This window comes from Brevibacillus sp. FW306-2-1A-C05A (assembly GCF_058781555.1).
Genome location: NZ_JBYSWV010000026.1, coordinates 38,731 through 63,468, shown reverse-complemented (window position 1 = coordinate 63,468; position 24,738 = coordinate 38,731). Strand labels below are relative to the sequence as shown.

Below are 24,738 nucleotides of genomic sequence, written 5' to 3'. Positions count from 1 at the left end.
GACCTTCCGCACAACGACCGGTTCGCTGTGTGAAAGGTCTTTTTTGTTTAGGCAGCCGTCATTCACCCCATTTTTGGGCGTACGCTTCCCGCAGTTGTTCCCAGCGGCTCCACGACCAGGCTGGCTGCTCTCCCGCAAGCACTTTTGCCAAAAGCTCGAGATGGGCATGCCAGCCTGCAAGCATCCGGGGCAGCGGCTCCGAGGCGCGCATGGAATGGTCCAGCACCAGGCGGCAGCCTTCCGCTTCCGGCAGCAGCTCCCAGCGAACAGCCGACTCGTTCGCGTCCTTGCTGTTCCATGTATAGGCAAGCAGCGCCCAGACGATTTGCTTTTTCCAAAACCCTACGGCAAGCGCTACAGCCCCCGCCACCACGTATTCCGGGCTCCACGCTCATTTTGGCGCGTGAAACAAAATCGGCGGAATCGTCATGGAGCTGAATACCCCGACCGGAACCATTGCCAGCCCGCGCCTGAGCCAAGCCGGAATCCCCCACCTGGAGCTAATCAGCAGCATCGGAACCCTTACAACAGATGACGGGCGTTTAACAGCAAGTTCGAAACGAGAATCGGCCAGCCGACGATGCCCTGCGAGCCCACCGCCGCAAACGGCGAGGAGCTGGCATTGACCAGCAGCGAAATCAGCATCGCCTCCGTCACTCCCAGCCCAGCCTGCCTGGCTAGTATGCCAAACACCATCCCGTCCACGATTCCGGCGGCGGCCACGGGAAAAATTTGTTTCATTCCTTTTACAAACAACGCCTGCGACACGCTCGATGCTCTCCCTTCTCTGTTGCCACCGCCTTGTGCAAGCTGTCTCAGCGCTTCCGCAAGTACGGCCCCCACACCTTTTGCAAAAGCCGGATGCCCGCCTCCATCTCTTCCGTCGTCATGCCGCCAAAGCCGAACTGGAAAGCAGGCAGCGCTTTTGGCTGCGGTTCCATCCATTTGTGTGAGGTAGGGTAGACGCGCACACCCGCAGCCTCCGCGATTTGCGCAAGCTGCAAAGCCGTGCAGTCGCTTGCCACCTCGACTGTCATCGACAATCCGGCATCCTGTCCTTTCAGCAAAATGTAAGGCCCGAGCTGCTCCTGCAAAATGTGCAGCATCGCATCGTGCTTTTTGCGGTAGAGCGTGCGCATCTTGCGAATATGGCGCTCCCAGTCGCCGTGTTTCATGAACAGAGCCAACGTCTCCTGATGAATCCGCGACGCAGACTGGTCGAAATCCGCCAGTTGCTCGTGGTAGATGGCAAGCAGCTCCTGCGGCAACACCATGTAGCTGATCCGTATCGACGGCAGCAGCGCCTTGGAAAACGTCCCGAGGTAAATGACCCGCCCGTGCGTGTCCAGCCCTTGAAGCGAAGGAATCGGTCGGCCGTGATAGCGAAACTCTCCGTCGTAGTCGTCCTCGATAATATAGCCGCCTGTCTGGTTCGCCCAGTGCAGCAGCTTCAGCCGCTTGGCGTACGGCATGACGATTCCCGAAGGGTCCTGATGGGACGGGGTAATGTACACATATCTCGCTCCGCTTTTCCCGAGCGCTTCCACGTCGATCCCGTCCTCCTCCAGCCGAATCGGACATACCGCAAAGCCAAGGTGGGCAAAAACGGAACGCACCCCGTTATAGCCGGGCTCCTCCATGGCGACAATCTGTCCGCGCGGGCCGAACAAAAAGCCGAGCAAGCTAATCATGATCTGCGTACCCGCGCCAATGACAATCTGCTCCGGCGTCGCCTGCACCCCGCGGGCACGGCTCAAGTAGCGGGCAAGCTCCTCTCGCAAAAGCGGCTCCCCTTGCCTGTCGCCGTAATACAGCACGCTCCGGTTCTCTTTTTGCATGCACTGGTTGGTGTATTTGCGCCAGCGCTCGTAAGGGAAGTGCTCCGCATCGACCCGGGCATGGTGAAAATCGTAGCGAATGGAAACTGGTTGCCCGTCCTCCGGCTGCTCCGCTGCATGCGGCACACGCCCACCCGCAGCGGCAACGCCAACCGCGCCAGCGGTCGGTACGCTCTTTTTCCCCGCATGTTCGGGTAGCGGGCCATCCCACTCCATATCTACGACATAAAAACCGCTGCGCTCCCGGCTCTCAATGTACCCTTCTGCCAAAAGCTGATGGTAGGCGCACTCCACGGTCGTTTTGCTGACCTGCAAAAATCCGCTCAAGGCCCGCACAGATGGCAGCCTTGTTCCCGAAGGCAGCCGGCCTTCTTGGATTTCTGCGCGAAAATACCGATAGAGCTGCAAATACAACGCTTCTTTGTCCTCAACCAAGTGGGGACTGATGTCCAGCATGTTCTGTTTTCTCCTCTCCCTGCAACTGACCTGCCTCCTTTTTTTCAATCTGTCCATGTTCACTAAGGCCAAGTCAGTCTATGCTTAATCATATCAGAAAATTTGCACATTTCCTCCCGGTTGGAAAACTTGCCTGCATGCGGCTTTGCGGCACAGCGGAAACCGTCTGGTACCCGCCTCGTAGCCTGAAAGTTATTCTCCGGGAAAAGAAAAACCGACGGAGAAAAGTCTCCATCGGCCCCAGCTTACCCTATTGTCCGTAACAGGCTGACTTCTTTGATCGCATGTTTTACGCGAGATAAGCGTCCCGAACCTGTGGATTTGCCAGCAGAGTCTGCGCATCGTCCTTCAAAATGATTTCACCTGTCTGGATCACGTAGCCGCGGTGCGCCACTGAAAGCGCCTGGTTCGCGTTTTGCTCTACCAGCAGGATCGTCATGCCTTCCCTGTTCAGCTCTGTGACGATGTCAAAAATTTGTTCGACGAGAATCGGAGCCAAGCCCATTGACGGCTCATCGAGCATGAGAATTTTCGGCTTCATCATCAGTCCGCGCGCGATCGCCAGCATTTGCTGCTCACCGCCGGACATCGTCCCGCCTTTTTGGTCGATCCGTTCCTTGAGGCGCGGGAAGTAAGCAAAAGCGCGCTCGATGCCTTCCTCGATCACCTGTTTATCCGATACGCCGAACGCTCCCATTTCCAGGTTTTCGCGCACGGTCAGCTTTGGAAAAATCCGGCGGCCTTCCGGCACATGGGCGATTCCCGCACTGGCAATATCGTGGGTGCGCATCTGGGTAATATCCTTGCCGTTGAAGATCACTTTGCCTTCCTTGGCGCGGGTCTGGCCGCAGATCGTTTTCAGGGTGGTCGATTTTCCCGCCCCGTTGGAGCCGATCAAGGTGACGACCTCACCCTCGTTGACGGTAATGCTCAATCCCTTCAATGCGTGGATACCGCCGTAATAGGTATGAACGTTATTCAGCTCTAGCAATGCCATCGTTTTTCCTCCTTCTACGACACTTCCGACGCACTTTTGCCGAGGTAGGCTTCAATTACGTTCGGGTTGTTGCGGATTTGCTCCGGTGTTCCCTCCGCAATTTTCCGGCCGTAATCCAGTACGTGAATGTATTCGCTGAGTCCCATGACCAGCTTCATGTCATGCTCGATCAAGATAATCGTCAGGTCAAGCTCGCGTTTCAGCTTGCGGATAAAGTCGGTCATTTCGACTGTCTCGCGCGGGTTCATCCCCGCCGCCGGCTCGTCGAGCAAAATAATCTGCGGATTCGTCGCCATCGCCCGAGCGATTTCCAGCCGACGCTGCAATCCGTATGGCAGGCTACCCGCCGCTTCGTTGGCGATATGGGCGATGCCTACATACTCCAGAAGCTGATAGGCTTCTACGCGGGCCTTTTCTTCCTCGACCCGTACGCGCTTGGTGTTGAACAAAATGCCGAGCAACCCGGCTGACAAGCGGCTGTGAACGCCGACCATCACGTTTTCCAGCGCCGTCATTTCTTTGAACAGCCGGATATTTTGGAACGTCCGGGTAATCCCGCGGCTTGCGATCTGATCGGGGCGCAGCCCTTTGATGCTTTTGCCGTCCAGGAGAATTTCACCTTCATCCGGCACGTAAAATCCGGTAATCATGTTGAAAAAAGTCGTTTTCCCGGCCCCGTTCGGCCCGATGACTGCCGTAATGCTTCCCTTGTCTATGGAAATCGAAACGTCCTGGTTGGCTACCAGTCCGCCAAAGCGCTTCGTCAAGTTTTTTGCTTCCAACAATGCCATGCCCTTTTCCCTCCTCGTCCGCTATGACTGCTTGCCAGAAGCCAATTGGGACAGCTTGCCGAGAATCCCCAGCTTTTGTTTGCCATACTCGCTCTCTTTGATCGCGTCGAGATCGTTCTTTTTCCGCTTGGCCGGAATCAGTCCGTTGGGACGATACAAGGCGACGAGAATCAGCATGATCCCGAAGATGAGCCGCTGGAACTTGGACGGGTCCAACTGGTTTGGCAGGTTGATGATGCCGGATTGCTGCAGGCTGTGCAGGAAGTTGGAGAACTCTTTCAGGAGCTGCACCTGCAAAATGGTGACAAAAGCGGCTCCAAGCACGACGCCCGGGATGCTTCCGCTTCCGCCGAGAATGACCATGACCAGAATCCCGATTGATTCCATCAGCGTAAACGAAGTCGGATCGATAAAAGTCTGTTTGGCTGCGAAAATAACCCCGACCACCCCTGCGAAGGAAGCGCCTGTCGCAAACGCGGCCAGCTTTGTATTCAACAGCGAGATCCCCATAGACTGCGCCGCAAGCTCATCCTCGCGCACGGCGATCCACGCGCGGCCCAAACGGGAATGCTCAAAGCGGATATTCGCCAGGACGATAAAGGCGATTACGAACAGGACGATAAAGTAGAAGTAAAACGGCGTCCCCATCTTGATGCCGAACAGCTCCGGCGATGGAATCGGGGTAATCCCTTGCGGACCGTTTGTAATGTTGATCGGTTTGTCCAGGTTATTAAAAATAATCCGAATAATCTCACCAAAACCGAGCGTAACGATGGCGAGGTAGTCCCCTTTTACCCGTAACACCGGCAGACCGAGCAATATCCCGAAAATCGCGGCCACGATCAAGCCGACGATGAGGAACGGCCAAAACCAGTCACCAGAGAGCGGGAACAGGTTGCCCGCGATAAATTCATTCGCCTGCGAGGTCGAGAAAATCGCGTAGGCATACGCACCAGCAGCGAAGAAGGCGACGTAGCCCAAATCGAGCAGCCCCGCGAATCCGACTACGATGTTCAGTCCGAGCGCCATTGCCACGTAGATGCCGACTTGCGAAGCGACCTCCATGTAGTAGCGGTTTTCACCCGCGACCAGCGGAATGATAATCAGCAGGACAGCGGCCCCGACAATCATCTTGATCGTCTTGGACGTATTCGTGTAATAGACGAGCACGATTGAGGAGAGAATGCCGAGAAACGCGATGACTGATTTGTCCATGAAATGCAGAGCAGCCGCGAAGCCGGCGATCCAAACCAACGTAAGCGCGAGCGGGATTCCTTTGAACGTTTTCCAGGCCAGATTTGCCATTGGTCTCACCTACACTTTCTCTTTCACAGCTTCGCCAAACAGCCCTTCCGGCTTGAAGAGAAGCACGAGGATTAGAATGCTGAACGCGAACACATCTTTGTACTCAGCACCAAATGCGCCGTTGGTCAGCGGCCCCATGAAAGCGCCAGACAGCGATTCCAGTAGCCCGAGCAGCACCCCGCCCACCATGGCTCCGCGCAGGTTGCCGATCCCGCCGAGAACGGCTGCGGTAAATGCCTTCAATCCGAGAATGAAGCCGATATAAGGGTCGATCGTCCCGTAATTTTGCGCAAACAGCACGCCTGTCGCTCCGCCGAGACTGGACCCGATCAAAAACGTAAGCATGATTACTTTGTCTACATTTATGGTCATCAGCGAAGCCGTGCTCTGATCCTGCGCTACGGCCCGCATGGCGATTCCCCATTTTGTCTTGTTAATGAACAGCGTCAGCGCAATCATCATCACAATGGCGAGCACAATTACAATCAAGCCCTTGGCTGGAATCGCAGCGAAACTGCCTAAAGAAATCGAACCAGTAAAAAGAGTTGGACTGTTCAGATAAAATTCATTGCGAGCCAGCGCTTCCGTAAAACGAACGAGGTCTTGCAGCAAAAACGATACACCGATGGCAGAAATCAGTGGCACGAGGCGCGGCGCTCCGCGTAGCGGCCGATAGGCGACCCGCTCGATTCCTACTCCGAGCGCACCCGTAATCACCATGGCGATTATCAGTGTCAAGAATAGTGCGACAAAAGGGTTCATGCCTTCCAAAGCCCCCAGGGCGTCAGAGATCAACAATACCTCTGTACCGACAAAGGCCCCGACCATGAAAATTTCTCCATGAGCAAAGTTGATAAATTCCAAAATCCCGTAAACCATTGTGTAGCCCAAGGCCACGACTGCGTACATGAATCCAAGTGTTAATCCGTCAACCAACACCTGAGGCAAAATGTTGAGCATCATGCTTTCCCATCCCTCACTTCTCAATAAACTTGTAGAAATTTTCTGCATCCATTCGCATGACTGGACGTGAGTTTCAGTAGAAAAGGGCGAACACAAGCGTGCCGCCCCGGACTGTATGAGGCATGAAAGAGTGTACGGTGATGTTGGCTGCGATTACTCGGCCTTGCCTACAAAAGTGGACTTGTCCTTGTCATACTTGTAAATGAATACATCTGCGTTTACGTTGTCACCTTTTTCATCAAAGGTAACTTTTGTGAATTGCCCCTGAAAATCTTTCGTTTTGTGAACTGCTTCGAGGACTTGCTCGCGTGTTGGTTTTTTGCCACCATTCGCTTTGATTGCTTCCATGACGCCGTTGAGGATGACGTTCATGGAGTCGAAACCGTAGACGGAGTAGGTTTCAAGAGGTTTGTTCGTCGTTTTCTTGTACTCTTCGGCCCACTTCTTGCCCTCTTCGGTCTGCGTCACGTCACCTGCCACTGACGTAAACACGACACCTTCGACGGCATCGCCGGCTATTTTAATCATATCAGAAGAGTCCAAACCGTCGCCACCCATAAAATATCCCTTGTATCCTTTTTCACGGGCTTGCTTGACCAAAATTCCGCCCTCCGGATAAAGTCCCCCGAAAAAGATGATGTCAGGGTTTTTTGCCGTTACCTGGTTCAGTACGGCACTGTAATCTTTTTCGCCTTGCGTGATGCCTTCGTAGCCGAGGAGCTGCACGCCGTCTTTTTCAAACTGCAGCTTCACCTGGTCGCTCAAGCCCTGGCCGTATGCGGTCTTATCATGAATGATGAAAGCTGTTTTCACGCCGAGCGTGTTTTTCGCATACATGGCCGCTTTCGGTCCCTGGGCGTCGTCGCGAGCGCAAATCCGGTGTACGGTTTTCTTGCCTTCCTCGGTCAGCTTCACCGCCGTATTGGCCGGAGACACCATGACCAGTTTGCCTTCCTCGTACTTCACGGACGAAGGAATCGCTACGCCGGAGTTCAGATGGCCCACTACCCCGTACACGTCAGGGTTGGAGATGAGCATTTCCGCGTTCGATACGCCGATCTTCGGGTCCGCCTGGTCATCCTGCGGGAAGAGCTGGATGTCGAAGCCGAGCTTTTTGAATTCTTCCTTGCGCAGATTCAGCGCGTATTCGGCACCCGTCTTGATCGCGTCTCCGAGAGAGGACTGGTTCCCGGAGAGGGGGGTTTGGGTTGCGATTTTGATGACACCACCGTCTGTTGCTCCGCCGCCGCTACCGGAAGTGCTCGTCTGGTTTTGCGCCGGCTGCTGACCACCTCCGCTTGTGTTGGTTCCGCCTGATGAATTGCTGGTTCCTGCGCAACCTGTGAGTGCCACACTCGTCGCCAATACCGCAGATAAAATACTGATGTGAGAGAGTTTTTTCATGCGGAATTGAATCCCCCTTTAATTATTCTTTATTTTTGTCCTCGCCAGACGATCTACCCTACTTACCAGGTTGCGACTCTGTGAGCACTCTTTCTGTTAGGACGGAAGATAGATGTGGCTTGGCTATTATTTATTGTAAAATAAGTCTGATAATTTACAAGAGGTAAAATATTTTTTTCGATCATATACCGAATGCTTACATACTCGTGATTTCATTCCCTGCTATTGAAATCAAATAATTATATCTTTGCTTTATCGCCATAAAGCGTTAATGTTATCCATTATATTTACGGCTCCCAAAACAAAAACTCCCTCTATTGCAGAGGGAGTGCCGGGACGAGAATTTGCCCTGTTTTTACGTCTGCGATGCCTTCCGCAGTAAGTCTCGCATAAGGCAGGTGAGTGGCGGTGAAAAACAGGAGAGAATAGAGCGGATCGAGGTGCGCGTGGCCTTTTGCCCGCAGCTTGGCCGTCAAATTCTCCGCCATGGCAATCACTTCTTCCATCGGAGCCGGGGAAAATTTTCCGGCAAGCGGCAGCGGACATTCGCAGGCAATCTGCCCCTCGTCGATCAGCACGACTCCGCCGCCGATGTCTCTGATTCGCGCAAGCGCTGCCGCCATCGCCTGCGGGTCGCGCCCGATGACAAGCCAGTCGCCGGACGCTGTATAGGAGCTGGCCAAGCCCTCGATATGCTCGCCGTAGCCGCGCAGTACTGCAACCGTGCGGCTTTTCCCTGCCGGATCGACGCTGACAATCAGGGCGAGCTGCGGGTCGTGCGCCAGCGAGACGAAGCCGTGCTCGTCTACCGGAAGCTGCTCCAGCGTCATGCGGGTAATAACGGCATTCAGCATGTTCAGCACCGGCACCTTGCCGTCTTCGTCAGGGCGCAGCGTGAACCATTCTGCCTGCGTTTTGTCCTGCAGCGAATCGACGGTTGGGAACGAGTAGTCCGCCCAGCGCGGCTCGATTGTGGGAATGAGCAATCTGCCTTCCTCCGCCGCCTTTTGTCCGTTGGCAAAGACGACAAGCGGCGCAGGGTCGTCCTTGGCTCGCAGAAGCAGCATATCTGCCACTCTTCCCGGCGCGATTCCGCCGAGTTCGGCGTCTAGCCCGTAGTAGACGGCCGGATTCAGCGTCGCCATCACATACGCCTCTTCCGGCGGCATGCCCGCTTCTATCGCGACGCGAATCGTCCCGTCGAGGAAGCCGTTGCGGTGCATCGGCGGGGTGCTGCCATCTGATGTCAGCATCATCCGGGGCGACCACGGCAACCCGAGCGCGAGCCATCCTTTGACTAGCTCCGGCAAATCCGGGCGAATCGAGGAATGACGCAAGGTGGCGTACATGCCAAGCCGGAGCCGCTGAAGTAAATCCTCCGCCGTAATTCCTTCGTGACAGGCGGTAATTCCGGCCGCCGCTGCAATGTTCAGCGTTTCGTAGGAAGCGCCGGGATGATGCCCCTCCATTCTTTTGCCCAGATCGCGCGTGTGCTTCAAGCCGAACAGCAGCGTCTCGTCCTCCTGCAGCACGCCGGACCAGTTCGTCAGCTCTCCGCCCTGGACGACGAGAGGATGCTCGAGCATGCGAGCAAGCCCTTCCTTCGTGAATTGCGGGTGCTCTTTACCTGTTTGCGGATCGAGTCTCGCCCAGAAAAACTGTTTGACCGGATGGCCGGACAAAGACTCCATCAGCGCTGCCACCTGCTCGGGCGGCAAATTCATCAGCATCAACGTGTCGGACACGAGCGTGGTCGTCCCCCGCTCCAATGCAAAGTCCGCCAGCGTGTACGGGTTGTACCATTGGAAAGGATGGGCGTGCGGCTCGATGTAGCCGGGCACGACGTACTTTCCGTCCGCTTCGACGATCACCGTATGCTCGTCTGTCAGCGGCTCTTTTTCCCCCACGTAGGCAATCCGCTCCCCGGCTACGACTACATGATGCTCCTGCCATTCTTTTGTAAATACGTTCAGGACGCTGGCTCCCTTGATCCACAAGCTGGCCGGCGCCTGTCTTTTGCTCACGCGGAGCAGATTCCGGTACGCTTCCTCTGATAAAGCTCGAACTCGCATGCTTTTCTCTCCCCTCGCTGTCCATCGTCGTCTGCATCGACTGAATGATCGTTCATATTGACATTGCTTTACTGCTTCGCCGCCCGCGAAGACTTCCCCTGCTTGCCGGAACACTTCGACCTGCAATTTCCACGGGTTGTCCTTTTGCCTTTATCACAGACTAATGCGTAGAAGACGCGACTGGAGGCGAGCACAGATGCAAAGAAACGTTGGAACTACAGATGCAATCATCCGCATGACGGGCGGCCTCTTGGGCCTGGCTTACGGCATAGGCAAAATGAGCCGTCGCCCGCACAATGCCCCCTGGCTGTTAATGGCTTTTTCCGCCATGAAGGTAGCGGAAGGCGCCACCCGTTTTTGCCCGATGTACAAAGCGCTGGGCATTAACACGATCAAGGCAAACGGCATGTCGGGCATGATGGATCAAATGAAGCAAAAAGGGATTCAAACCGTCATGAACCAGGTGACGGGTGCGTTTAGCGGCAGCGGCACTTCCGCAAAAGGCAAGGAGCACAATAAGCAGGAGTCAAGCGCTACTGCTACAGCCGCCGCAGACGCGCAAAACACAAAACCGCAGGCTGCTGCTGTAAACACGCATACCGCGACGCAGCAAAACGAATCCAAAAAAGGCAAGCTGTCTGCCGAAGACCAGTTGCTCGAACAAGCTGCCCGCGAGTTTATTTCCTACCGCTCGCAGGAAAAGGACGACAGCAGCACACGCTACCCCACTTACTCGTAGAAAAGAGGCGACGCGCTCATGATCGTCGGAACTCCCCTCTATGAATGGCTGTCCCACAATCTGTTCGTCGCAGCCATGATCGTCGGTGTCATTGGCGTAGTCGGCTATTACGCCTTTTACGCCTCCAAGCGAAAAGGGCGCTATCGGCAATAAGCTGACAGCTCCCAAGGATACAAACCGCCTCGTTTCGTCGCAGGCGGTTTTTCCATTTACAAAATTAATTGCTATGCATATAATTGTCAAAACAACTAATTTCGCGAGCAAAGGAAGGTTCTTCTCATGATCGACCATTGGCAACATGAACCGATCGGCTTTCTGATCGGCAATACGTACAGGCGCATGATTCATTATGTGTCCTTGTTTTTGCGCGAATTCGACCTGACGACGGAGCAGTTTGCCGTCTTGTACCGCCTCCGGGAAGAGGACGGAATCAACCAGAAAGAGCTGGCTCTGCGCTCCGCCAAAGACCAGCCGACCATGACGCGCATTCTCGACAACCTGGCGAAAAAAGGCTGGATTGAAAAAAAGCTGAGCGAACACGATCGCCGCGCCTATCTCATCACGCTCACGCCGAATGGCAGGGAGTGGATTGAAAAGGCCATTCCCGCCGAGGCCAAGGCGATAGCGGACATCTTCGCCGGGATTTCGCCGGAGAAGCTCGCTTTTTTGCGGGAAATACTGCTGGAGATCAATGAGAATGTAAACCGCCATACACAAGAATAGGAGTGAACACGTTGGGAGAGAGTAGAGAGAAACTGTGGACGAAGGATTTCGTCCTGCTTACTGTATGCAACATGCTGTTGTTCCTCACCATCCAGATGCAGACGCCGACGTTTCCGGCCTACGTGAAGCAGGCGTATCAGGCAAACGATTTCGTCGTCAGCCTGGTCATCAGCCTGTTTTCGTTGGCAGCCGTAGTGGCACGCGCATTGACCGGGGAAGCGTTGCGAACGAAAAACAGCAAAGTCATCGCGATGCTGGCGCTGTGCACTGTCGGGATATTCAGCGCAGGCTACTACTGGGCCGGGCATATCGCCCTGTTTTTGTTTTTGCGCGTTCTCGTCGGCATCGGCTTTGGCATGGGCAGCACAGCGTTTCCGACGGTCGTGTCCAACGTCATTCCCGTCCGGCGCATCGGGGAAGGGATGGGCTACTTCGGCCTGTCCACCAGTCTGGCGATGGCGCTCGGCCCGCTGATTGGCCTTGGTATCCTGCAATCGTTCGGAATCGGCCCGATGCTTTTGACGCTCGTGCTGCTTGTGGCTGCGATTTTCCCGTTGGCGCACATGATCCGCTCCTACAGCCTGCGCATGGCGCCAGCGCCCAAAGCAGCGCCCGTCAAAGGGTTTGCCCGCTTTTTTGACAAAAAGTTGCTGCTGCCCGTCAGCCTGAATTTTTGCCTGTCCATTACGTACGGCGGAATCTTGAGCTTTCTGGCCTTGTACGGAAAAGAAACCCACATCGCCAACGTGGGCTGGTTTTTCCTCGCCAACGCGCTCGCCATGATTTTGATTCGGCCTTTTTCCGGCAAGCTGTACGATCGCAAGGGCCATATCGCCGTCCTGCCGCCAGGCGCGATCTTCGTGGGCGTCAGCCTGCTGCTCCTGTCGGTGACGACCAGCGAATCGCTGCTGCTGATCTCGGCCTTTTTCTACGGACTCGGCTACGGCATGATCCAGCCGTCGATTCAAGCCTGGATGGTCAAAGTCGTCGCGCCAGAGCAGCGCGGCATGGCAAACGGCCTGTTCTTCAATTCCATCGACCTCGGCATCGCCGCAGGCTCCATGCTGCTCGGCGTGCTTGCGACTCATTCCAGCTACTCGGTCATGTACCGCTGGTCAGCCGCCTGCATGCTGTTGTTCCTCGGCGTTTACGTCTTGTCGCAGCTTGTGGCAGCCAAAGGGAAAAAGGCACGGCTGGCAGGCGAACATATCGGTCTATAAGGAAAAGGCAGTCCTCGTTCGAGCCTCATCGGCGAACGGGACTGCCTCTTTGCTTTTTTTCGGTGGTTGTTACTTTTGCTGCTGGTGCTTCATCGCTTTTGCCGCAATGTCCGTGCGGTATTGCGCTCCTTCGAACGAAATCGCCTGCACAGACGCGTACGCCGCTTCACGCGCTTGTTCGAGGTCGGCTCCGGTTCCGACTACGCCGAGCACGCGGCCGCCGCTGGTCACAATGCCTTCGTCTGTTTGCTTGGTGCCGGCATGGAATACGGTAACGCCTTCTGTCGTTTGCGCCAGGCCGTCGATCCGCTTGCCCTTCGGATAATCGCCCGGATAGCCGGGAGCTGCCATGACGACGCAGACGGCGCTTCCTTCTTTCCAGGTCACGTCCAGGCTGTCCAGCTCTCCGTTAACGGTCGCCACGAAAATGTCGAGCAAATCCGTCTCCAGCAGCGGCAAAATCACTTGCGTCTCCGGATCGCCAAAACGGGCGTTGAACTCGACCACTTTTGGTCCTTGCTCGGTAATCATCAGTCCAGTGTAGAGAATGCCTTTGAACGGAATACCGTCCTTCGCCATCCCGGACGCCATCGGCTGAACGATCGTTTTCACAATCGTATCGACCAGTTCGGCCGACATGTGCGGAACCGGGGCGTACGTCCCCATGCCGCCTGTATTCGGGCCGCGGTCGTCGTTGAAAATGCGCTTGTGATCCTGGGAGGTAATCATCGGCTTCACGGTTTCGCCGTCGACAAAGGAGAGCAGGGACAGCTCTTCGCCAAACATGCACTCCTCGATGACCACGCGCGTACCCGCTGCGCCAAAAACGCTCTCCTGCATGATCTGGCGGAGCGCTTCTTCCGCTTCCTCTACGGTCTCGGCCACGACAACGCCTTTGCCTGCGGCGAGGCCGTCAGCCTTGACGACGATGGGCGCCCCTTGCTGGCGCACATACGCGCTCGCCGATTCGTAGTCGATGAACGACTCGTAGGCAGAGGTCGGGATGTTGTAGCGTTTCATCAAGCTTTTCGCGAACGACTTGCTGCCTTCGATCATCGCCGCTTTGCCATTCGGCCCAAAGATCGGCAGGTTGCGCTCCTGGAAAAAGTCCACGATGCCGCCGAGCAGTGGATCTTCTGGTCCTACGACAGTCAAATCAATGCCTTCGTCTTTGACGAACTGGGCTAGCGCCGCAAAGTCATTGACGCCAATCGGTACGTTCTGGGCAATCTCGGCTGTGCCGCCGTTTCCCGGAGCGCAGTACACCTTTTCTACCTTCGGGCTTTGCAAAAGCTTCCAGGCAATGGCGTGTTCGCGGCCGCCGCCGCCAATTACCAATACTTTCATGGGGATATCCTCCTGTTATTGAAGGGATCTGTATGAATCAGTGCTTGAAGTGGCGCGTGCCAGTAAACACCATGGCGATGCCCGCACGGTTGCAGGCGTCGATGGATTCCTGATCGCGAATCGAGCCGCCCGGCTGAATGATCGCGGTAATTCCGGCCGCAGCCGCCGCCTCTACGGTATCTCCCATCGGGAAGAAGGCATCGGAAGCGAGCACAGCGCCTTTTGCCAGCTCTCCCGCCTGCTCGATGGCGATTTTCGCTGCGCCGACACGGTTCATTTGACCAGCGCCTACCCCGATCGTCATGTTGTCTTTTGCCAGCAAAATCGCGTTAGACTTCACGTGCTTGACAACTTTCCAGGCGAATTGCAGTTGGGCCATTTCTTCGGCTGTAGGCTTGCGGTCTGTCACGACCTGGATTTCGCTTTCTGCCAATTGCTTGTAATCGTAATCCTGAATCAGCGCGCCGCCCGCGACCGGAGCGATGCGGAACAGATTGTCCGCTTTTTTCGCTGGCTCATTCAGGGCAGGGATGCGCAAGAGACGCAGGTTCTTTTTCTCGGTCAGCACAGCCAATGCGTCTTCGGTAAAATCAGGAGCAATGATGATCTCCAGGAAAATTTCTTTCATCGCGAGCGCCGTGTCTTTGTCAATCGGGCGATTCGCCGCGACGATGCCGCCGAAAATGGATACGGGGTCCGCTTCGTACGCTTTTTGGTACGCCTGGCGAATGTCTGCGCCGATCCCCACGCCACAAGGGTTGGAGTGTTTGATCGCGACAACAGCCGGCTCGGTAAATTCACGCACAATCGCCAGAGCCGCGTCTGCGTCGTTGATGTTGTTGTAGGAAAGCTCTTTGCCGTGCAGTTGCTCCGCATAGCCGATGCTCAACTGGCTGGACAGCGGTTCGCGGTAAAAAGCGGCGCGCTGGTGCGGATTTTCGCCGTAGCGCAGGTCTTGCGCTTTTTCGTAGGTCACCGTGTAGCTCTCTGGCAACAGCTCGCCTACCTGCTCGCTCAAATAGCGCGAGATCAGGGCATCGTAGGCCGCTGTGTGACGGAATACTTTCGCTGCCAGACGACGGCGCGTTTCCAGCGTAGTATCGCCGTTTGCCTCGATTTCTTCGGCTACCTTGTCATAGTCGGCAGCGTCCACGACAACGCTCACGAACGCATGGTTTTTCGCCGCGGAGCGCAGCATCGTCGGCCCACCAATATCAATATTCTCAATCGCATCTTCGTATGTCACGTCCGGCTTGGCAATCGTTTCCTTGAATGGATACAGATTGACCACGACCAGATCGATTGTTTCGATGTTCAGGTCCTTCAACTGTTTTTGATGCGCTTCGTTGTCACGCACAGCCAAGAGGCCGCTGTGGATATTCGGATGCAGCGTTTTGACACGTCCGTCCAAAATTTCGGGAAATCCGGTCACCTCGGAAATGCCAATGACGGGAACCCCCTCTGCTTTCAAGAGAGCAGCCGTACCTCCGGTGGAAATGATCTCTACTCCGGCATCTGCCAAACGACGGGCAAACGGAATCAATCCTGTCTTGTCAGAAACGCTAATCAACGCCTTTTTCACACTCACGGATAGAACCTCCTGACTTTTAATAAGAAAACATGACGGAAAGCTTTTCGCGCCACACTAAAACACGAACATTCCTTTCATATTAAAACATAATTGTACGTTTTTATCAAGAGTTTCCTCAGCGAAAACAAACGCAGCCGCCCATGCCTGTTCGGCACTCGCGACTGCCCTGTTTCGCTCCCGACGCGGGAAGCTTACCGCTTTTTTTTGCTTCCTCCAGACAGCTTTTTCACACGCTCCGCCAGAGAAAGGTGCTTGCTTTTTCCAGCAGCCTTGGATGGCTTTTTCGGCTTGCTGCTTTTTGCCTTGACCTCTTTCGGAACCTTCGACACCAATTCTTCCATGGAGAGCGACTTTCCACTTTTCATCCGTTCCTTGACACGCTCTTTTGTCTCCTCCGGCACGTCAAGGCCCATCTCGGACAGCTCATTCATCAACTCGTCGACGTTGCCCCCGCCTTTGGGGAATTTTTGCGCGAGCTTCATAATATCGTTCAGCGTCCATTCCCGCCCTGTTCTCTTGCTTAGCTTGCCCAGCAAATCCGCAACGAAATCTCCGCTCAAATCGGCCCCTCCTCTTTTCCTGCTTCCTTTTACAGTATGTCGGGAGGGCAGATTTGGTTTGCTTTCATTCCTGTCAATCGTTGGCAGGGAAAAGCAGTCCATTTATTGACAATGATTCTCACTTTCATTAACATAAATGGTACGATTACATGCATCTGCCCGAAGGCTTACATGAAGTCAACTCGCCATCAGCTTTTTTCTCCACCAGTTGACGCTTTCTTAGGCTCCTCATCCTCCGCCTTGCACGAAGCCTTGCTGCAGCCCATTCTGGAGCATATGGAGGCAGGCGTGACTGTCTACGGGTTGGATGGACGCCTCCTTTTTTTCAACGAGGCAGCCAAACGCTTTGGCATGTCCGAGCCCATAGACTTGCATGAACGAACGTACGGCTCCTATTCGTTTTACCATCCCGACGGCAGCACTCCCGCATCGTTTGCGGAGTTGCCGTCTGTTCGCGTGTTGCACCAAGAAAATGTCTACAATCAGGAGATTTGGGTACAGCCGCCCGGAAAAGCTGTCTCCATCCTCGTCGCCAACGGCAAGCTGCTGTACGCTTCCAGCGGGGAGCCTGTCGGGGCCTTGATCGTCACGCACGACATTACGAAGCGCAAGCAGACAGAAGAGACAGGGCAGATCGTCCCGATCGGTCGCTGGGTGCTGGAAATGGCCTGCCAGCAATGCGTGAAGTGGCAGCAGCAAGGCTTGCCGCCCGTTCGCCTCGCCGTCAACTTGTCCATGCGCCAGCTTCAGGACAAGCAGTTGGTGCCGATGGTCCAGCAAATTTTGCAAAAAACCGGGCTGCATCCGCGCTATCTGGAGTTGGAGATTACGGAGAGCATCGCCATGCACAGGCTCGATGCCGTCATCCCGCGTCTGCAAACGCTACAGGCAATGGGCATCCAGATTTCCATTGATGACTTTGGCACGGGCTACAGCTCGCTCAGTTGCTTGCAGCTTTTGCCGATCAACTCCTTGAAGATCGACCAGTCGTTTATGCGCAACATGACGGACTCGTCGTCTCACATGCCGATCGTGACCGCCATCGCGGCCATGGCGCACAGCCTGCAGCTCTCGCTCGTGGCCGAAGGCGTCGAGACGGCGAAGCAGCTCGCTTTTTTGCGTTCGCTTGGCTGCCTGACGGTGCAGGGCTATTTTTTCAGCAAGCCCGTTCCGGCGGATGAACGAGAAGCTGCTGGCGGGCAATTAGCGCTACCAGTTTTGATAGCTGGCTTTGTTCTTTGATTTCTCATACACCCACTCGTCTATGGCCCGCTTCGAGAAGCGGTAAATCCCATTGATTTGAATCGCTGGAAGCTGCTTGTCTTCCAGCAATTTGGACAGCACCTGATCGGTTATTCCCAAATAGACAGCGACTTCATCCGCGTTCATGATTTGCTTTTCCACTGAATGCACAGACTGGTTCAGATCATTCAGTCGATTGTCGAAGGACGTGAGGGCAGTCGCAATCTCTGCCGTATTGTGGGTGGCTGAATCAGCATAGGCAGAAATACTTCTGGTAGCGTCGGCAATCATCCACGCGCCGACCAGCATGACGAGACTTACGATCAGGACTGCTCTTGTCATCGGTTCTTTCATCATTCTCCCTCCCTTTCTCAATTGTAACAGAAAAAGGAAAAAGACCAGCACATCTATCCTGTGCCGGTCTTTCTTTTGACGCTATGCTATCACCTGAACTTGCCGCCCTGTAACCTGCACCCGGCCTTCCGCCAGCATGCCGATGACTTCCACCAGCAGCCCGTGCTCCACCTCGTGGATGCGCGCTGCCAGCGTCTCGGCCGTGTCGTTGTCATGCACTGCTACGGGAACCTGAGCGATGATCGGACCCGTATCGAGACCGGCATCGACCAGATGGACCGTTACCCCCGTTATCTTTACCCCGTAAGCGAGTGCCTGGCCGATCGCGTCCTTGCCTGGAAAAGCAGGCAAGAGCGACGGATGCAGGTTGATGATTTTTCCTTCGTAAGCGGACAGCAGCGTCTCGCCTACCAACCGCATGTAGCCTGCCAGCACGACCAGCGAAATCTCGCGTTTTTGCAGCTCTGCGACAATCTCCGCTTCAAACGCTGCCTTGCTGGCATACTCCTTCGGTTGGAACACAAAAGCTTCGATTCCCAAACGTTCGGCGCGCTCCAGCACCTTCGCCTGCGGCTTGTCGCAGACGAGCAGGGCGACTTCCACGCCCGGCAGCCGTCCTGCCTGAACAGCCTGCGCGATCGCTTCGAAGTTGGAGCCGCTGCCTGAGGCGAAAATGGCCAGCTTTCTCACCATTCCACCCCGTTGTACACGACTTTGCGCTCACCCGCCTGAATGTTTCCGATCAGGTACGGCTGCTCGCCGAGCTCTTGCAGCTTTTCCATGACGCTCACCGCATCCGCTTCCTTCACGACCAAGATCATGCCGATGCCCATGTTGAACGTTTTGTACATGTCCGGGAAGGAAATGTTTCCGGCTTCCTGTACGAGCGAAAAGATCGGCAGAACAGGCCAGGAGCCGACGTTGATGACCGCTTGCGTGTTTTCCGGGAGCACGCGCGGGATGTTTTCCGTAAAGCCGCCGCCTGTGATGTGAGCCAAAGCCTTGACTTCATGCGATTCCAGCACAGCCAGTACTTGCTTCACGTAGATGCGGGTCGGCGTCAGCAGTTCCTCGCCGAGCTTTTTGCCGAGGACGTCTACATGGTCGTGCAAAGACATGCCCTTGTCGGCCAAAAGCACCTTGCGCACGAGCGAGAAGCCGTTGCTGTGCACGCCGCTCGACGCCAGCCCGATCAGCACGTCGCCTGCTGCTACGTTCGCACCCGTAATCATTTTGCTCTCGTCGACAACCCCTACGGTAAATCCGGCGATGTCGTATTCGCCCTCAGCGTACATGCCTGGCATTTCCGCCGTCTCCCCGCCGATCAGCGAGCAGCCGGACTGGGCGCAGCCTTCTGCGATCCCGCTTACGATCGCTTCGATTTTTTCCGGGATCACCTTGTCTACTGCCAGGTAGTCGAGGAAAAAGAGCGGCTCCGCGCCCTGCACCACGACGTCGTTGACGCACATCGCGACGGCGTCGATCCCGATCGTGTCGTGTTTGTCCATGGCAAAAGCCAGCTTCAGCTTGGTGCCTACCCCATCGGTACCCGATACGAGAATCGGCTTTTCGTATTTTTTCGTGTCCAGACGGAACAACGCTCCGAAGCCGCCCAAATCGGTCAGCACTTCGGGGCGGAATGTCCGCTTCACGTGTTTTTTCATGCGTTCGACGGCTTCGTTCCCCGCGTCGATGTCGACACCCGCTTGTTTATATGCTTCACTCATCGTTTCTCCCCCTTACAAGAGGTTGCTTGTATTAGCACTTGGACGCTGGTAGCGCCTCTTCAAATTCAATCTCGGTCGGATACTCTCCGGTAAAGCAGGCGAGGCAATGCCCTTTGTTCGGAGCGGAATCCTGGCGGCCAATCGCTTCGATCATGCCTTCTACAGACAGGAAGGCCAAGGAATCGGCTTCAATGATCTGGCGAATTTCCTCTACCGATTTGGTCGCGGCAATCAGTTCGTCACGCGTGGAGGTGTCGATGCCGTAAAAGCACGAGTTCATGACAGGCGGAGAGCTGATGCGCACGTGTACTTCCTTGGCGCCAGCCTCGCGCAGCATGCGGACAATGCGGTTGCTCGTCGTGCCGCGCACGATGGAATCGTCAATCATGACGACGCGCTTGCCTTCGACTACTTTGCGAACCGCCGACAGCTTGAGGTACACCGCGCGCTCGCGCAGCTCCTGGCTCGGCTGGATGAACGTCCGGCCTACATAACGGTTTTTGATTAAGCCGATCTCGTACGGAATGCCTGTCGCTTCCGCAAAGCCGATCGCGGCGGAAATGCTGGAGTCCGGCACGCCTGTGACTACATCGGCGTCAATTGCCGATTCCAGAGCGAGCTGCTTGCCCAGCCGTTTGCGGGCCATGTGGACGTTGATGCCGTCGATGTCGCTGTCCGGGCGGGCGAAGTAAATGTATTCGAACGTACAGATCGAGCGTTGTGTCGTCTCGGTGTGCTTCGTCTCGGTGATGCCGTCCTGGTCGATGACGATCATTTCCCCTGGCTGCACGTCGCGCCAATACTCGGCACCGATGATGTCAAACGCACAGGTTTCGGAGGCGACTGTCACCGCGTCGCCCAGTCGGCCGAGCGACAGCGGACGCAGGCCGTTCGGATCGAGTGCGATCACGAGCTGCTTCTCGTTCATGACGAGCAACGCATACGCGCCCTTGATGTGCTGCAGCGCGTCTTTTACCGCACCTGGCAGGTCGCGGCGCTCGGAGCGTGCGATCAGATGCGCGATCACCTCGGTGTCGCTGGTCGTCTGGAAAATCGACCCTTTTGCTTCCAGCTCTTTGCGCAGGACGGCCGCATTGACGAGGTTACCGTTATGGGCAACAGCCATGCTGCCTTGCGCGTAGCGGAAAAACAGCGGCTGGGCATTTTCAATCTTGCTGGAGCCGGCAGTCGTATAGCGGGTGTGGCCGATGGCGATGTGACCGCGAAATTTTTCCAGGTCGCCTTTGCCAAACGCTTCCGATACAAGCCCCATTCCGCGGTGCTTATACCACTTCTCGCCGTCGGAGGCGCAGATACCTGCGCTCTCCTGACCGCGATGCTGAAGGGCGTGCAGACCGAGATAAGTCAGTTGGGATGCTTCCTTATGGTTGTAGATGCCAAAGACGCCGCATTCTTCGTTAAGTTTGTCCCAGATTACCCGATCAAACATGGAATCGCATCCTTCCAGGCTGCTTTCACCTCTTGAATCGAAGCGTTGATCGCTTCTGCACCGTTCACGTTCACTACCAGACGATCGCCGCCGATCGTACCGATTTTTTCAGCCGATACGCCATGCTCACCTGCCAATGCGAGGATCGCTTCCGCCTGCTCAGGGCTTGCGCTGAGCAAAATGCGGGATTGGGATTCGCTGAACAACAGTACATCGCTTCGCAGTTCGGAGCTAAGCTCGACTTGAGCGCCGATGCCTTTGCCGAAGCAAGACTCTGCCAGAGCCACGCCGAGACCGCCTTCGGACAGGTCGTGAGCGGAGTTGACCAAGCCTTTGCGGATCGCTGTGAGCACGAGCTTTTGTACAGCGGCTTCCTTGTTCAGATCAATTTGCGGAGGACGGCCGGAGATGGAGCCTGTTGCGAGCTTTTGATACTCGCTGCCGCCCAGCTCTGCGAACGTTTCGCCGAGCAGGATGATCGCGTCGCCTTCGTTTTTGAAGTCTTGGGTCGTAATATGGTCAACATCGGTAATCAGACCGACCATGCCGACGGTTGGAGTCGGATAGATCGCGTCACCGCTGCGTTCGTTGTAAAAAGATACGTTGCCGCCGATCACAGGCGCGTCGAGTGCCACGCACGCCTCGCTCATGCCTTCGCACGCTTTCTCGAACTGCCAGAACACTTCCGGCTTTTCCGGGCTGCCGAAGTTGAGGCAGTCGGTGATCGCCAGCGGCTCGGCACCGGAGCAGACCACGTTGCGAGCGGATTCCGCTACAGCGATGGCGCCGCCCACTTTTGGATCGAGGTAGACGTAGCGTCCGTTGCAATCTGTCGTCATGGCAAGCGCCTTGCGCGTACCGCGCACCATGACAACCGCCGCGTCAGAGCCAGGCTTGACCGCTGTGTTTGCCCGCACGATGTGGTCGTATTGCTCGTACACCCACGCCTTGTTGGCAACAGTCGGCTGTGCCAGAATGCTTTTCAGCGTCTCGTTCAAATCTTTCGGCTCCTGGATGGCAGCGAGCACGTCTACATTCGCGTTTGCCTCGTAGTAAGCAGGTACTGCGGATGGACGGTGGTAGACAGGCGCGTCATCAGCCAGGCTGTTTACTGGCACTTCTGCCACGACTTCGCCTTTGTGCAGCAGGCGCAGCTTGCTGTCTTCCGTTACTTTGCCCACGACAGCGGACGCCAAGCCCCACTTGTCAAAAATAGCAATGGCTTCTGCTTCCTTGCCTTTTTCCACGACGACGAGCATGCGCTCCTGGGACTCGGACAGCATCATCTCGTAAGCGGACATTCCCGCTTCACGCTGTGGCACGAGGTCGAGGTTCATCTCGATTCCGTTTCCTGCCTTGGACGCCATCTCGGAGCTGGAGCTGGTCAAGCCAGCCGCGCCCATGTCCTGAATCCCGACGACGATTCCTGTGTCGATCAGCTCCAGGCACGCTTCAAGCAAAAGTTTTTCCATGAACGGGTCGCCCACTTGTACCGCCGGACGCTTTTTCTCCGATTCCTCTGTCAGCTCCTCGGACGCAAACGTTGCGCCGTGAATCCCGTCGCGGCCTGTGCTTGCGCCGACGTAGATGACAGGGTTGCCGATACCGGAGGCTACCCCTTTTTGAATTTTTTCGTGGTCGATGAGGCCCACGCACATCGCATTGACGAGCGGGTTGCCTTCATACGTAGGGTCGAAGTTCACTTCTCCGCCCACGGTAGGAATCCCGATGCAGTTTCCGTAACCGGCGATACCAGCCACCACGTGTTCAAACAAATATTTGACGCGCGGTGTTTTCAGCTCCCCGAAGCGAAGCGAGTTGAGCAGGGCGATTGGACGCGCGCCCATGGAAAACACGTCGCGGATAATGCCGCCCACGCCAGTCGCTGCGCCCTGGTACGGCTCGATAGCAGACGGGTGGTTGTGGCTTTCGATTTTGAAAACAACTGCCTGATTGTCGCCGATGTCCACGATCCCTGCGCCTTCGCCTGGACCTTGCAGCACGCGAGGACCTTTTGTCGGGAACTTGCGCAGGACAGGCTTGGAGTTTTTGTAGGAGCAGTGCTCAGACCACATCACGCTGTACAGACCTGTCTCTGTCCAGTTCGGCTGGCGTCCCAAAATATTGACAACACGTTGGTATTCTTCGTCAGTCAGCCCGATTTCGCGATAGAGCTTCTGATCGGCAATTTGTTCTGCGGTCGGTTCTTTATGCGTGAGTTGTGACACTGTTTTGTTCCCTCCACGTCTTCAGGATCGAGGTAAACATGCGGCGTCCGTCATCGGAAGTCATCCATTTGTGGACAGCGCGCTCAGGGTGAGGCATCATGCCGAGCACATTGCCGCGCTCGTTGCAAATGCCTGCAATATCGTCAATCGAACCATTCGGGTTCTCGCCGCTGTAGCGGAATACGATCTGCTTGCCTGCTTTCAGCTTCGCAAGCGTCTCTTCATCACAGTAGTAGTTTCCTTCGCCGTGCGCGATCGGAATCTGAATTTCTTCCCCGGCCGCGTAGTCGCGGGTAAACGGGGTATCGTTGTTGTCTACGCGCAGGCCGGACAGCTTGCAGGCGAATTTGAGGGAACGGTTGCGCAAAAGCGCTCCTGGCAACAGCCCTACCTCCGTGAGAATTTGGAAGCCGTTACAGATTCCCATCACCAGCTTGCCTTCCTCCGCTGCCTTGACCACCTGCTCCATGACAGGCGAAAAGCGAGCGACCGCGCCACAGCGCAAATAGTCTCCATAGGAGAAACCGCCCGGCAAAAGAATCACGTCATACCCGGACAAATCTGTCTCGGAATGCCATACGTAATCGACCGGCACTCCCATTACGTCTTCAACTGCGTTATACAAATCTACGTCGGCATTGGAGCCTGGAAAGACGATAACCGCTACTCGCATGTCCTTAGCCCTCCACGATTTCAAAGCGATAGTCTTCAACCACCGTATTGGCCAACAGCTTTTCGCACATCTCACGTACACGCTCTTCTGCCTGCGCACGGTCCGCTGAGTTCAGCGTAAGCTCCATGTACTTCCCGATCCGCGCATTGTTTACTTCGTCAAAACCAAGGGTGTGCAGAGCCCCTTTTACAGCGTGGCCTTGCGGGTCCAAAACGCTCTCGCGCAGCGTTACATAAACAACAGCTTTAAACATGTACGTCTCCTCCCAGTCTCTTCAGCATTTCTTGGTACGCCTCTTCTACATTGCCCAAATCGCGACGGAAGCGGTCTTTGTCCAGCTTCTCTTTTGTTACCGAGTCCCAGAAACGGCATGTATCCGGGGATATTTCATCGGCGAGGAGGATCTCCCCGTCCGGCGTTCTTCCAAATTCCAGTTTAAAATCGACCAGGGTGATGTTGCGCTCGGCGAGGTAAGGCACGAGAACCTCGTTTACAGCCAGCCCCATGCGCTCAAGCGTCGCCAGGTCACTTTCGCTCGCAATTCCCAACACTTTGATATGGGACGGGTTCACCAACGGGTCGCCCAATGCGTCGTCCTTGTAGTAAAACTCGACAACCGGCTGCGGGAGAACGGTGCCCTCTTCCATGCCAAGGCGTTTGGCGAGCGAGCCTGCCGCGATATTGCGGACAACGACCTCCAAAGGAATGATCTCCACTTTGCGGACAACCTGCTCGGTTGCGGACAGCAGGCGGACAAAATGGTTGTCGATGCCTTTCTCCTTTAGCATGGTGAAAAAGATAGCGGTAATGCGGTTGTTCAGCTCACCTTTTCCGGTGATTTGCGCCCGCTTCTCTCCGTTGAATGCTGTTGCGTCGTCTTTATACTCTACCCAGTATTGCTCAGGCTCAGATGTCCGATAAATACGTTTCGCCTTACCTTCGTAGAGTTGTTCCTGTTTTTCCACTGTAGGAGTCACCTTCCCAGATAAAAAGGTTGAGTTGCGATTAATTCACGAACGATTCAACTACATTAAAACATAAACATACGCATTTATCAA

At 55.5% G+C, this 24,738-nt stretch carries 26 protein-coding genes; 5 read left to right on the top strand and 21 right to left on the bottom strand.

All coding sequences use genetic code 11. The features are described 5' to 3' along the window. Positions 1-58: 58 nt before the first annotated feature. The 10 genes from AC3WJN_RS16130 to AC3WJN_RS16085 form a co-directional block, all read right to left on the bottom strand. Positions 59-373, bottom strand: a complete 315-nt coding sequence (locus tag AC3WJN_RS16130) for an SRPBCC domain-containing protein (RefSeq protein WP_007787165.1) — start codon at positions 371-373, stop codon at positions 59-61. 18 nt (positions 374-391) lie between these two features. Continuing rightward, positions 392-514 carry a hypothetical protein gene (locus tag AC3WJN_RS16125; protein ID WP_255344311.1) on the bottom strand — a complete coding sequence of 41 codons (123 nt, stop codon included), beginning with the start codon at positions 512-514 and terminating at the stop codon, positions 392-394. An 8-nt stretch (positions 515-522) separates the two neighbouring features. Beyond that, entirely contained in the window at positions 523-768 is a 246-nt protein-coding gene (locus AC3WJN_RS16120; protein WP_007787163.1) for an AzlC family ABC transporter permease, read from the bottom strand. Between the two features lie 47 nt (positions 769-815). Continuing rightward, positions 816-2,294 carry a MocR-like pyridoxine biosynthesis transcription factor PdxR gene (gene pdxR, locus AC3WJN_RS16115; RefSeq protein WP_005826797.1) on the bottom strand — a complete coding sequence of 493 codons (1,479 nt, stop codon included), beginning with the start codon at positions 2,292-2,294 and terminating at the stop codon, positions 816-818. 289 nt (positions 2,295-2,583) lie between these two features. Then, the gene (locus AC3WJN_RS16110; RefSeq protein WP_007787160.1) at positions 2,584-3,291 is read right to left on the bottom strand and encodes an ABC transporter ATP-binding protein; all 708 of its coding nucleotides are present in this window, start codon (positions 3,289-3,291) and stop codon (positions 2,584-2,586) included. Positions 3,292-3,305: 14 nt separating this feature from the next. Beyond that, a complete protein-coding gene (locus AC3WJN_RS16105; protein ID WP_005826793.1) occupies positions 3,306-4,082 on the bottom strand; it encodes an ABC transporter ATP-binding protein in 777 nt (258 codons plus the stop codon). 21 nt (positions 4,083-4,103) lie between these two features. Beyond that, positions 4,104-5,387, bottom strand: a complete 1,284-nt coding sequence (locus AC3WJN_RS16100) for a branched-chain amino acid ABC transporter permease (RefSeq protein ID WP_007787158.1) — start codon at positions 5,385-5,387, stop codon at positions 4,104-4,106. 9 nt (positions 5,388-5,396) lie between these two features. Continuing rightward, entirely contained in the window at positions 5,397-6,347 is a 951-nt protein-coding gene (locus AC3WJN_RS16095) for a branched-chain amino acid ABC transporter permease (RefSeq protein WP_025844394.1), read from the bottom strand. 156 nt (positions 6,348-6,503) lie between these two features. Next, complete coding sequence (locus AC3WJN_RS16090) at positions 6,504-7,754, bottom strand: branched-chain amino acid ABC transporter substrate-binding protein (protein WP_007787157.1); 1,251 nt, start codon at positions 7,752-7,754, stop codon at positions 6,504-6,506. A 314-nt stretch (positions 7,755-8,068) separates the two neighbouring features. Next, a complete protein-coding gene (locus tag AC3WJN_RS16085) occupies positions 8,069-9,826 on the bottom strand; it encodes an adenine deaminase C-terminal domain-containing protein (protein WP_005826782.1) in 1,758 nt (585 codons plus the stop codon). A gap of 196 nt (positions 9,827-10,022) precedes the next feature. Here AC3WJN_RS16085 and AC3WJN_RS16080 point away from each other — a divergent pair, with 196 nt between their 5' ends. The 4 genes from AC3WJN_RS16080 (at position 10,023) to AC3WJN_RS16065 (ending at position 12,508) form a co-directional block, all read left to right on the top strand. Next, positions 10,023-10,565: a YgaP family membrane protein gene (locus tag AC3WJN_RS16080; RefSeq protein ID WP_007787154.1), complete on the top strand. Its 543-nt coding sequence runs from the start codon at positions 10,023-10,025 to the stop codon at positions 10,563-10,565. Between the two features lie 18 nt (positions 10,566-10,583). Then, positions 10,584-10,718: an EYxxD motif small membrane protein gene (locus AC3WJN_RS16075; RefSeq protein WP_005826778.1), complete on the top strand. Its 135-nt coding sequence runs from the start codon at positions 10,584-10,586 to the stop codon at positions 10,716-10,718. 126 nt (positions 10,719-10,844) lie between these two features. Next, positions 10,845-11,288 carry a MarR family winged helix-turn-helix transcriptional regulator gene (locus AC3WJN_RS16070; protein ID WP_005826776.1) on the top strand — a complete coding sequence of 148 codons (444 nt, stop codon included), beginning with the start codon at positions 10,845-10,847 and terminating at the stop codon, positions 11,286-11,288. A gap of 11 nt (positions 11,289-11,299) precedes the next feature. Next, positions 11,300-12,508, top strand: a complete 1,209-nt coding sequence (locus tag AC3WJN_RS16065) for an MFS transporter (RefSeq protein ID WP_007787151.1) — start codon at positions 11,300-11,302, stop codon at positions 12,506-12,508. A gap of 69 nt (positions 12,509-12,577) precedes the next feature. Here AC3WJN_RS16065 and purD read toward each other — a convergent pair whose 3' ends face one another. From purD to AC3WJN_RS16050, 3 genes are all read right to left on the bottom strand, one after another. Next, a complete protein-coding gene (gene purD / locus AC3WJN_RS16060) occupies positions 12,578-13,855 on the bottom strand; it encodes a phosphoribosylamine--glycine ligase (protein ID WP_005826773.1) in 1,278 nt (425 codons plus the stop codon). A gap of 37 nt (positions 13,856-13,892) precedes the next feature. After that, positions 13,893-15,443, bottom strand: a complete 1,551-nt coding sequence (purH, locus tag AC3WJN_RS16055; RefSeq protein WP_005826771.1) for a bifunctional phosphoribosylaminoimidazolecarboxamide formyltransferase/IMP cyclohydrolase — start codon at positions 15,441-15,443, stop codon at positions 13,893-13,895. 194 nt (positions 15,444-15,637) lie between these two features. Then, positions 15,638-16,006, bottom strand: a complete 369-nt coding sequence (locus tag AC3WJN_RS16050; protein WP_005826769.1) for a hypothetical protein — start codon at positions 16,004-16,006, stop codon at positions 15,638-15,640. Between the two features lie 111 nt (positions 16,007-16,117). Between AC3WJN_RS16050 and AC3WJN_RS16045 the strand changes: the two genes are divergently transcribed. After that, positions 16,118-17,248, top strand: a complete 1,131-nt coding sequence (locus AC3WJN_RS16045; protein WP_007787149.1) for a sensor domain-containing protein — start codon at positions 16,118-16,120, stop codon at positions 17,246-17,248. On the opposite strand, the gene AC3WJN_RS16040 is transcribed toward AC3WJN_RS16045, so the two are convergent. The 8 genes from AC3WJN_RS16040 to purC form a co-directional block, all read right to left on the bottom strand. Then, the gene (locus AC3WJN_RS16040) at positions 17,216-17,602 is read right to left on the bottom strand and encodes a helix-turn-helix domain-containing protein (protein WP_005826765.1); all 387 of its coding nucleotides are present in this window, start codon (positions 17,600-17,602) and stop codon (positions 17,216-17,218) included. The two genes, AC3WJN_RS16045 and AC3WJN_RS16040, sit on opposite strands and share 33 nt — an antisense overlap. An 81-nt stretch (positions 17,603-17,683) precedes the next feature. Next, a complete protein-coding gene (gene purN, locus AC3WJN_RS16035; RefSeq protein WP_005826763.1) occupies positions 17,684-18,295 on the bottom strand; it encodes a phosphoribosylglycinamide formyltransferase in 612 nt (203 codons plus the stop codon). Then, a complete protein-coding gene (gene purM / locus AC3WJN_RS16030; RefSeq protein ID WP_005826762.1) occupies positions 18,289-19,329 on the bottom strand; it encodes a phosphoribosylformylglycinamidine cyclo-ligase in 1,041 nt (346 codons plus the stop codon). Before purM ends, purN begins: the two co-directional genes overlap by 7 nt. A gap of 31 nt (positions 19,330-19,360) precedes the next feature. Next, the gene (gene purF / locus AC3WJN_RS16025; protein WP_005826760.1) at positions 19,361-20,779 is read right to left on the bottom strand and encodes an amidophosphoribosyltransferase; all 1,419 of its coding nucleotides are present in this window, start codon (positions 20,777-20,779) and stop codon (positions 19,361-19,363) included. Next, complete coding sequence (gene purL / locus AC3WJN_RS16020; RefSeq protein WP_007787144.1) at positions 20,764-23,007, bottom strand: phosphoribosylformylglycinamidine synthase subunit PurL; 2,244 nt, start codon at positions 23,005-23,007, stop codon at positions 20,764-20,766. Before purL ends, purF begins: the two co-directional genes overlap by 16 nt. Continuing rightward, on the bottom strand, positions 22,988-23,680 hold the full coding sequence (gene purQ, locus AC3WJN_RS16015) for a phosphoribosylformylglycinamidine synthase subunit PurQ (RefSeq protein ID WP_005826757.1): 693 nt from the start codon (positions 23,678-23,680) through the stop codon (positions 22,988-22,990). Before purQ ends, purL begins: the two co-directional genes overlap by 20 nt. A gap of 4 nt (positions 23,681-23,684) precedes the next feature. After that, a complete protein-coding gene (gene purS / locus AC3WJN_RS16010; RefSeq protein ID WP_026558323.1) occupies positions 23,685-23,933 on the bottom strand; it encodes a phosphoribosylformylglycinamidine synthase subunit PurS in 249 nt (82 codons plus the stop codon). Continuing rightward, positions 23,926-24,645 carry a phosphoribosylaminoimidazolesuccinocarboxamide synthase gene (gene purC / locus AC3WJN_RS16005; RefSeq protein WP_005826753.1) on the bottom strand — a complete coding sequence of 240 codons (720 nt, stop codon included), beginning with the start codon at positions 24,643-24,645 and terminating at the stop codon, positions 23,926-23,928. Before purC ends, purS begins: the two co-directional genes overlap by 8 nt. Between the last annotated feature and the right edge of the window lie 93 nt (positions 24,646-24,738).

Excerpts from the sequence above, each read along its gene's own strand:
- AC3WJN_RS16125 (WP_255344311.1), bottom strand. The coding sequence starts at position 514 with ATGCTGCTGATTAGCTCCAGGTGGGGGATTCCGGCTTGGCTCAGGCGC.
- pdxR (WP_005826797.1), bottom strand. The coding sequence starts at position 2,294 with ATGCTGGACATCAGTCCCCACTTGGTTGAGGACAAAGAAGCGTTGTAT.
- AC3WJN_RS16110 (WP_007787160.1), bottom strand. The coding sequence starts at position 3,291 with ATGGCATTGCTAGAGCTGAATAACGTTCATACCTATTACGGCGGTATC.
- AC3WJN_RS16105 (WP_005826793.1), bottom strand. The coding sequence starts at position 4,082 with ATGGCATTGTTGGAAGCAAAAAACTTGACGAAGCGCTTTGGCGGACTG.
- AC3WJN_RS16100 (WP_007787158.1), bottom strand. The coding sequence starts at position 5,387 with ATGGCAAATCTGGCCTGGAAAACGTTCAAAGGAATCCCGCTCGCGCTT.
- AC3WJN_RS16095 (WP_025844394.1), bottom strand. The coding sequence starts at position 6,347 with ATGCTCAACATTTTGCCTCAGGTGTTGGTTGACGGATTAACACTTGGA.
- AC3WJN_RS16090 (WP_007787157.1), bottom strand. The coding sequence starts at position 7,754 with ATGAAAAAACTCTCTCACATCAGTATTTTATCTGCGGTATTGGCGACG.
- AC3WJN_RS16085 (WP_005826782.1), bottom strand. The coding sequence starts at position 9,826 with ATGCGAGTTCGAGCTTTATCAGAGGAAGCGTACCGGAATCTGCTCCGC.
- AC3WJN_RS16080 (WP_007787154.1), top strand. The coding sequence starts at position 10,023 with ATGCAAAGAAACGTTGGAACTACAGATGCAATCATCCGCATGACGGGC.
- AC3WJN_RS16075 (WP_005826778.1), top strand. The coding sequence starts at position 10,584 with ATGATCGTCGGAACTCCCCTCTATGAATGGCTGTCCCACAATCTGTTC.
- AC3WJN_RS16070 (WP_005826776.1), top strand. The coding sequence starts at position 10,845 with ATGATCGACCATTGGCAACATGAACCGATCGGCTTTCTGATCGGCAAT.
- purD (WP_005826773.1), bottom strand. The coding sequence starts at position 13,855 with ATGAAAGTATTGGTAATTGGCGGCGGCGGCCGCGAACACGCCATTGCC.
- AC3WJN_RS16045 (WP_007787149.1), top strand. The coding sequence starts at position 16,118 with ATGATTCTCACTTTCATTAACATAAATGGTACGATTACATGCATCTGC.
- AC3WJN_RS16040 (WP_005826765.1), bottom strand. The coding sequence starts at position 17,602 with ATGAAAGAACCGATGACAAGAGCAGTCCTGATCGTAAGTCTCGTCATG.
- purN (WP_005826763.1), bottom strand. The coding sequence starts at position 18,295 with ATGGTGAGAAAGCTGGCCATTTTCGCCTCAGGCAGCGGCTCCAACTTC.
- purM (WP_005826762.1), bottom strand. The coding sequence starts at position 19,329 with ATGAGTGAAGCATATAAACAAGCGGGTGTCGACATCGACGCGGGGAAC.
- purF (WP_005826760.1), bottom strand. The coding sequence starts at position 20,779 with ATGTTTGATCGGGTAATCTGGGACAAACTTAACGAAGAATGCGGCGTC.
- purQ (WP_005826757.1), bottom strand. The coding sequence starts at position 23,680 with ATGCGAGTAGCGGTTATCGTCTTTCCAGGCTCCAATGCCGACGTAGAT.
- purS (WP_026558323.1), bottom strand. The coding sequence starts at position 23,933 with ATGTTTAAAGCTGTTGTTTATGTAACGCTGCGCGAGAGCGTTTTGGAC.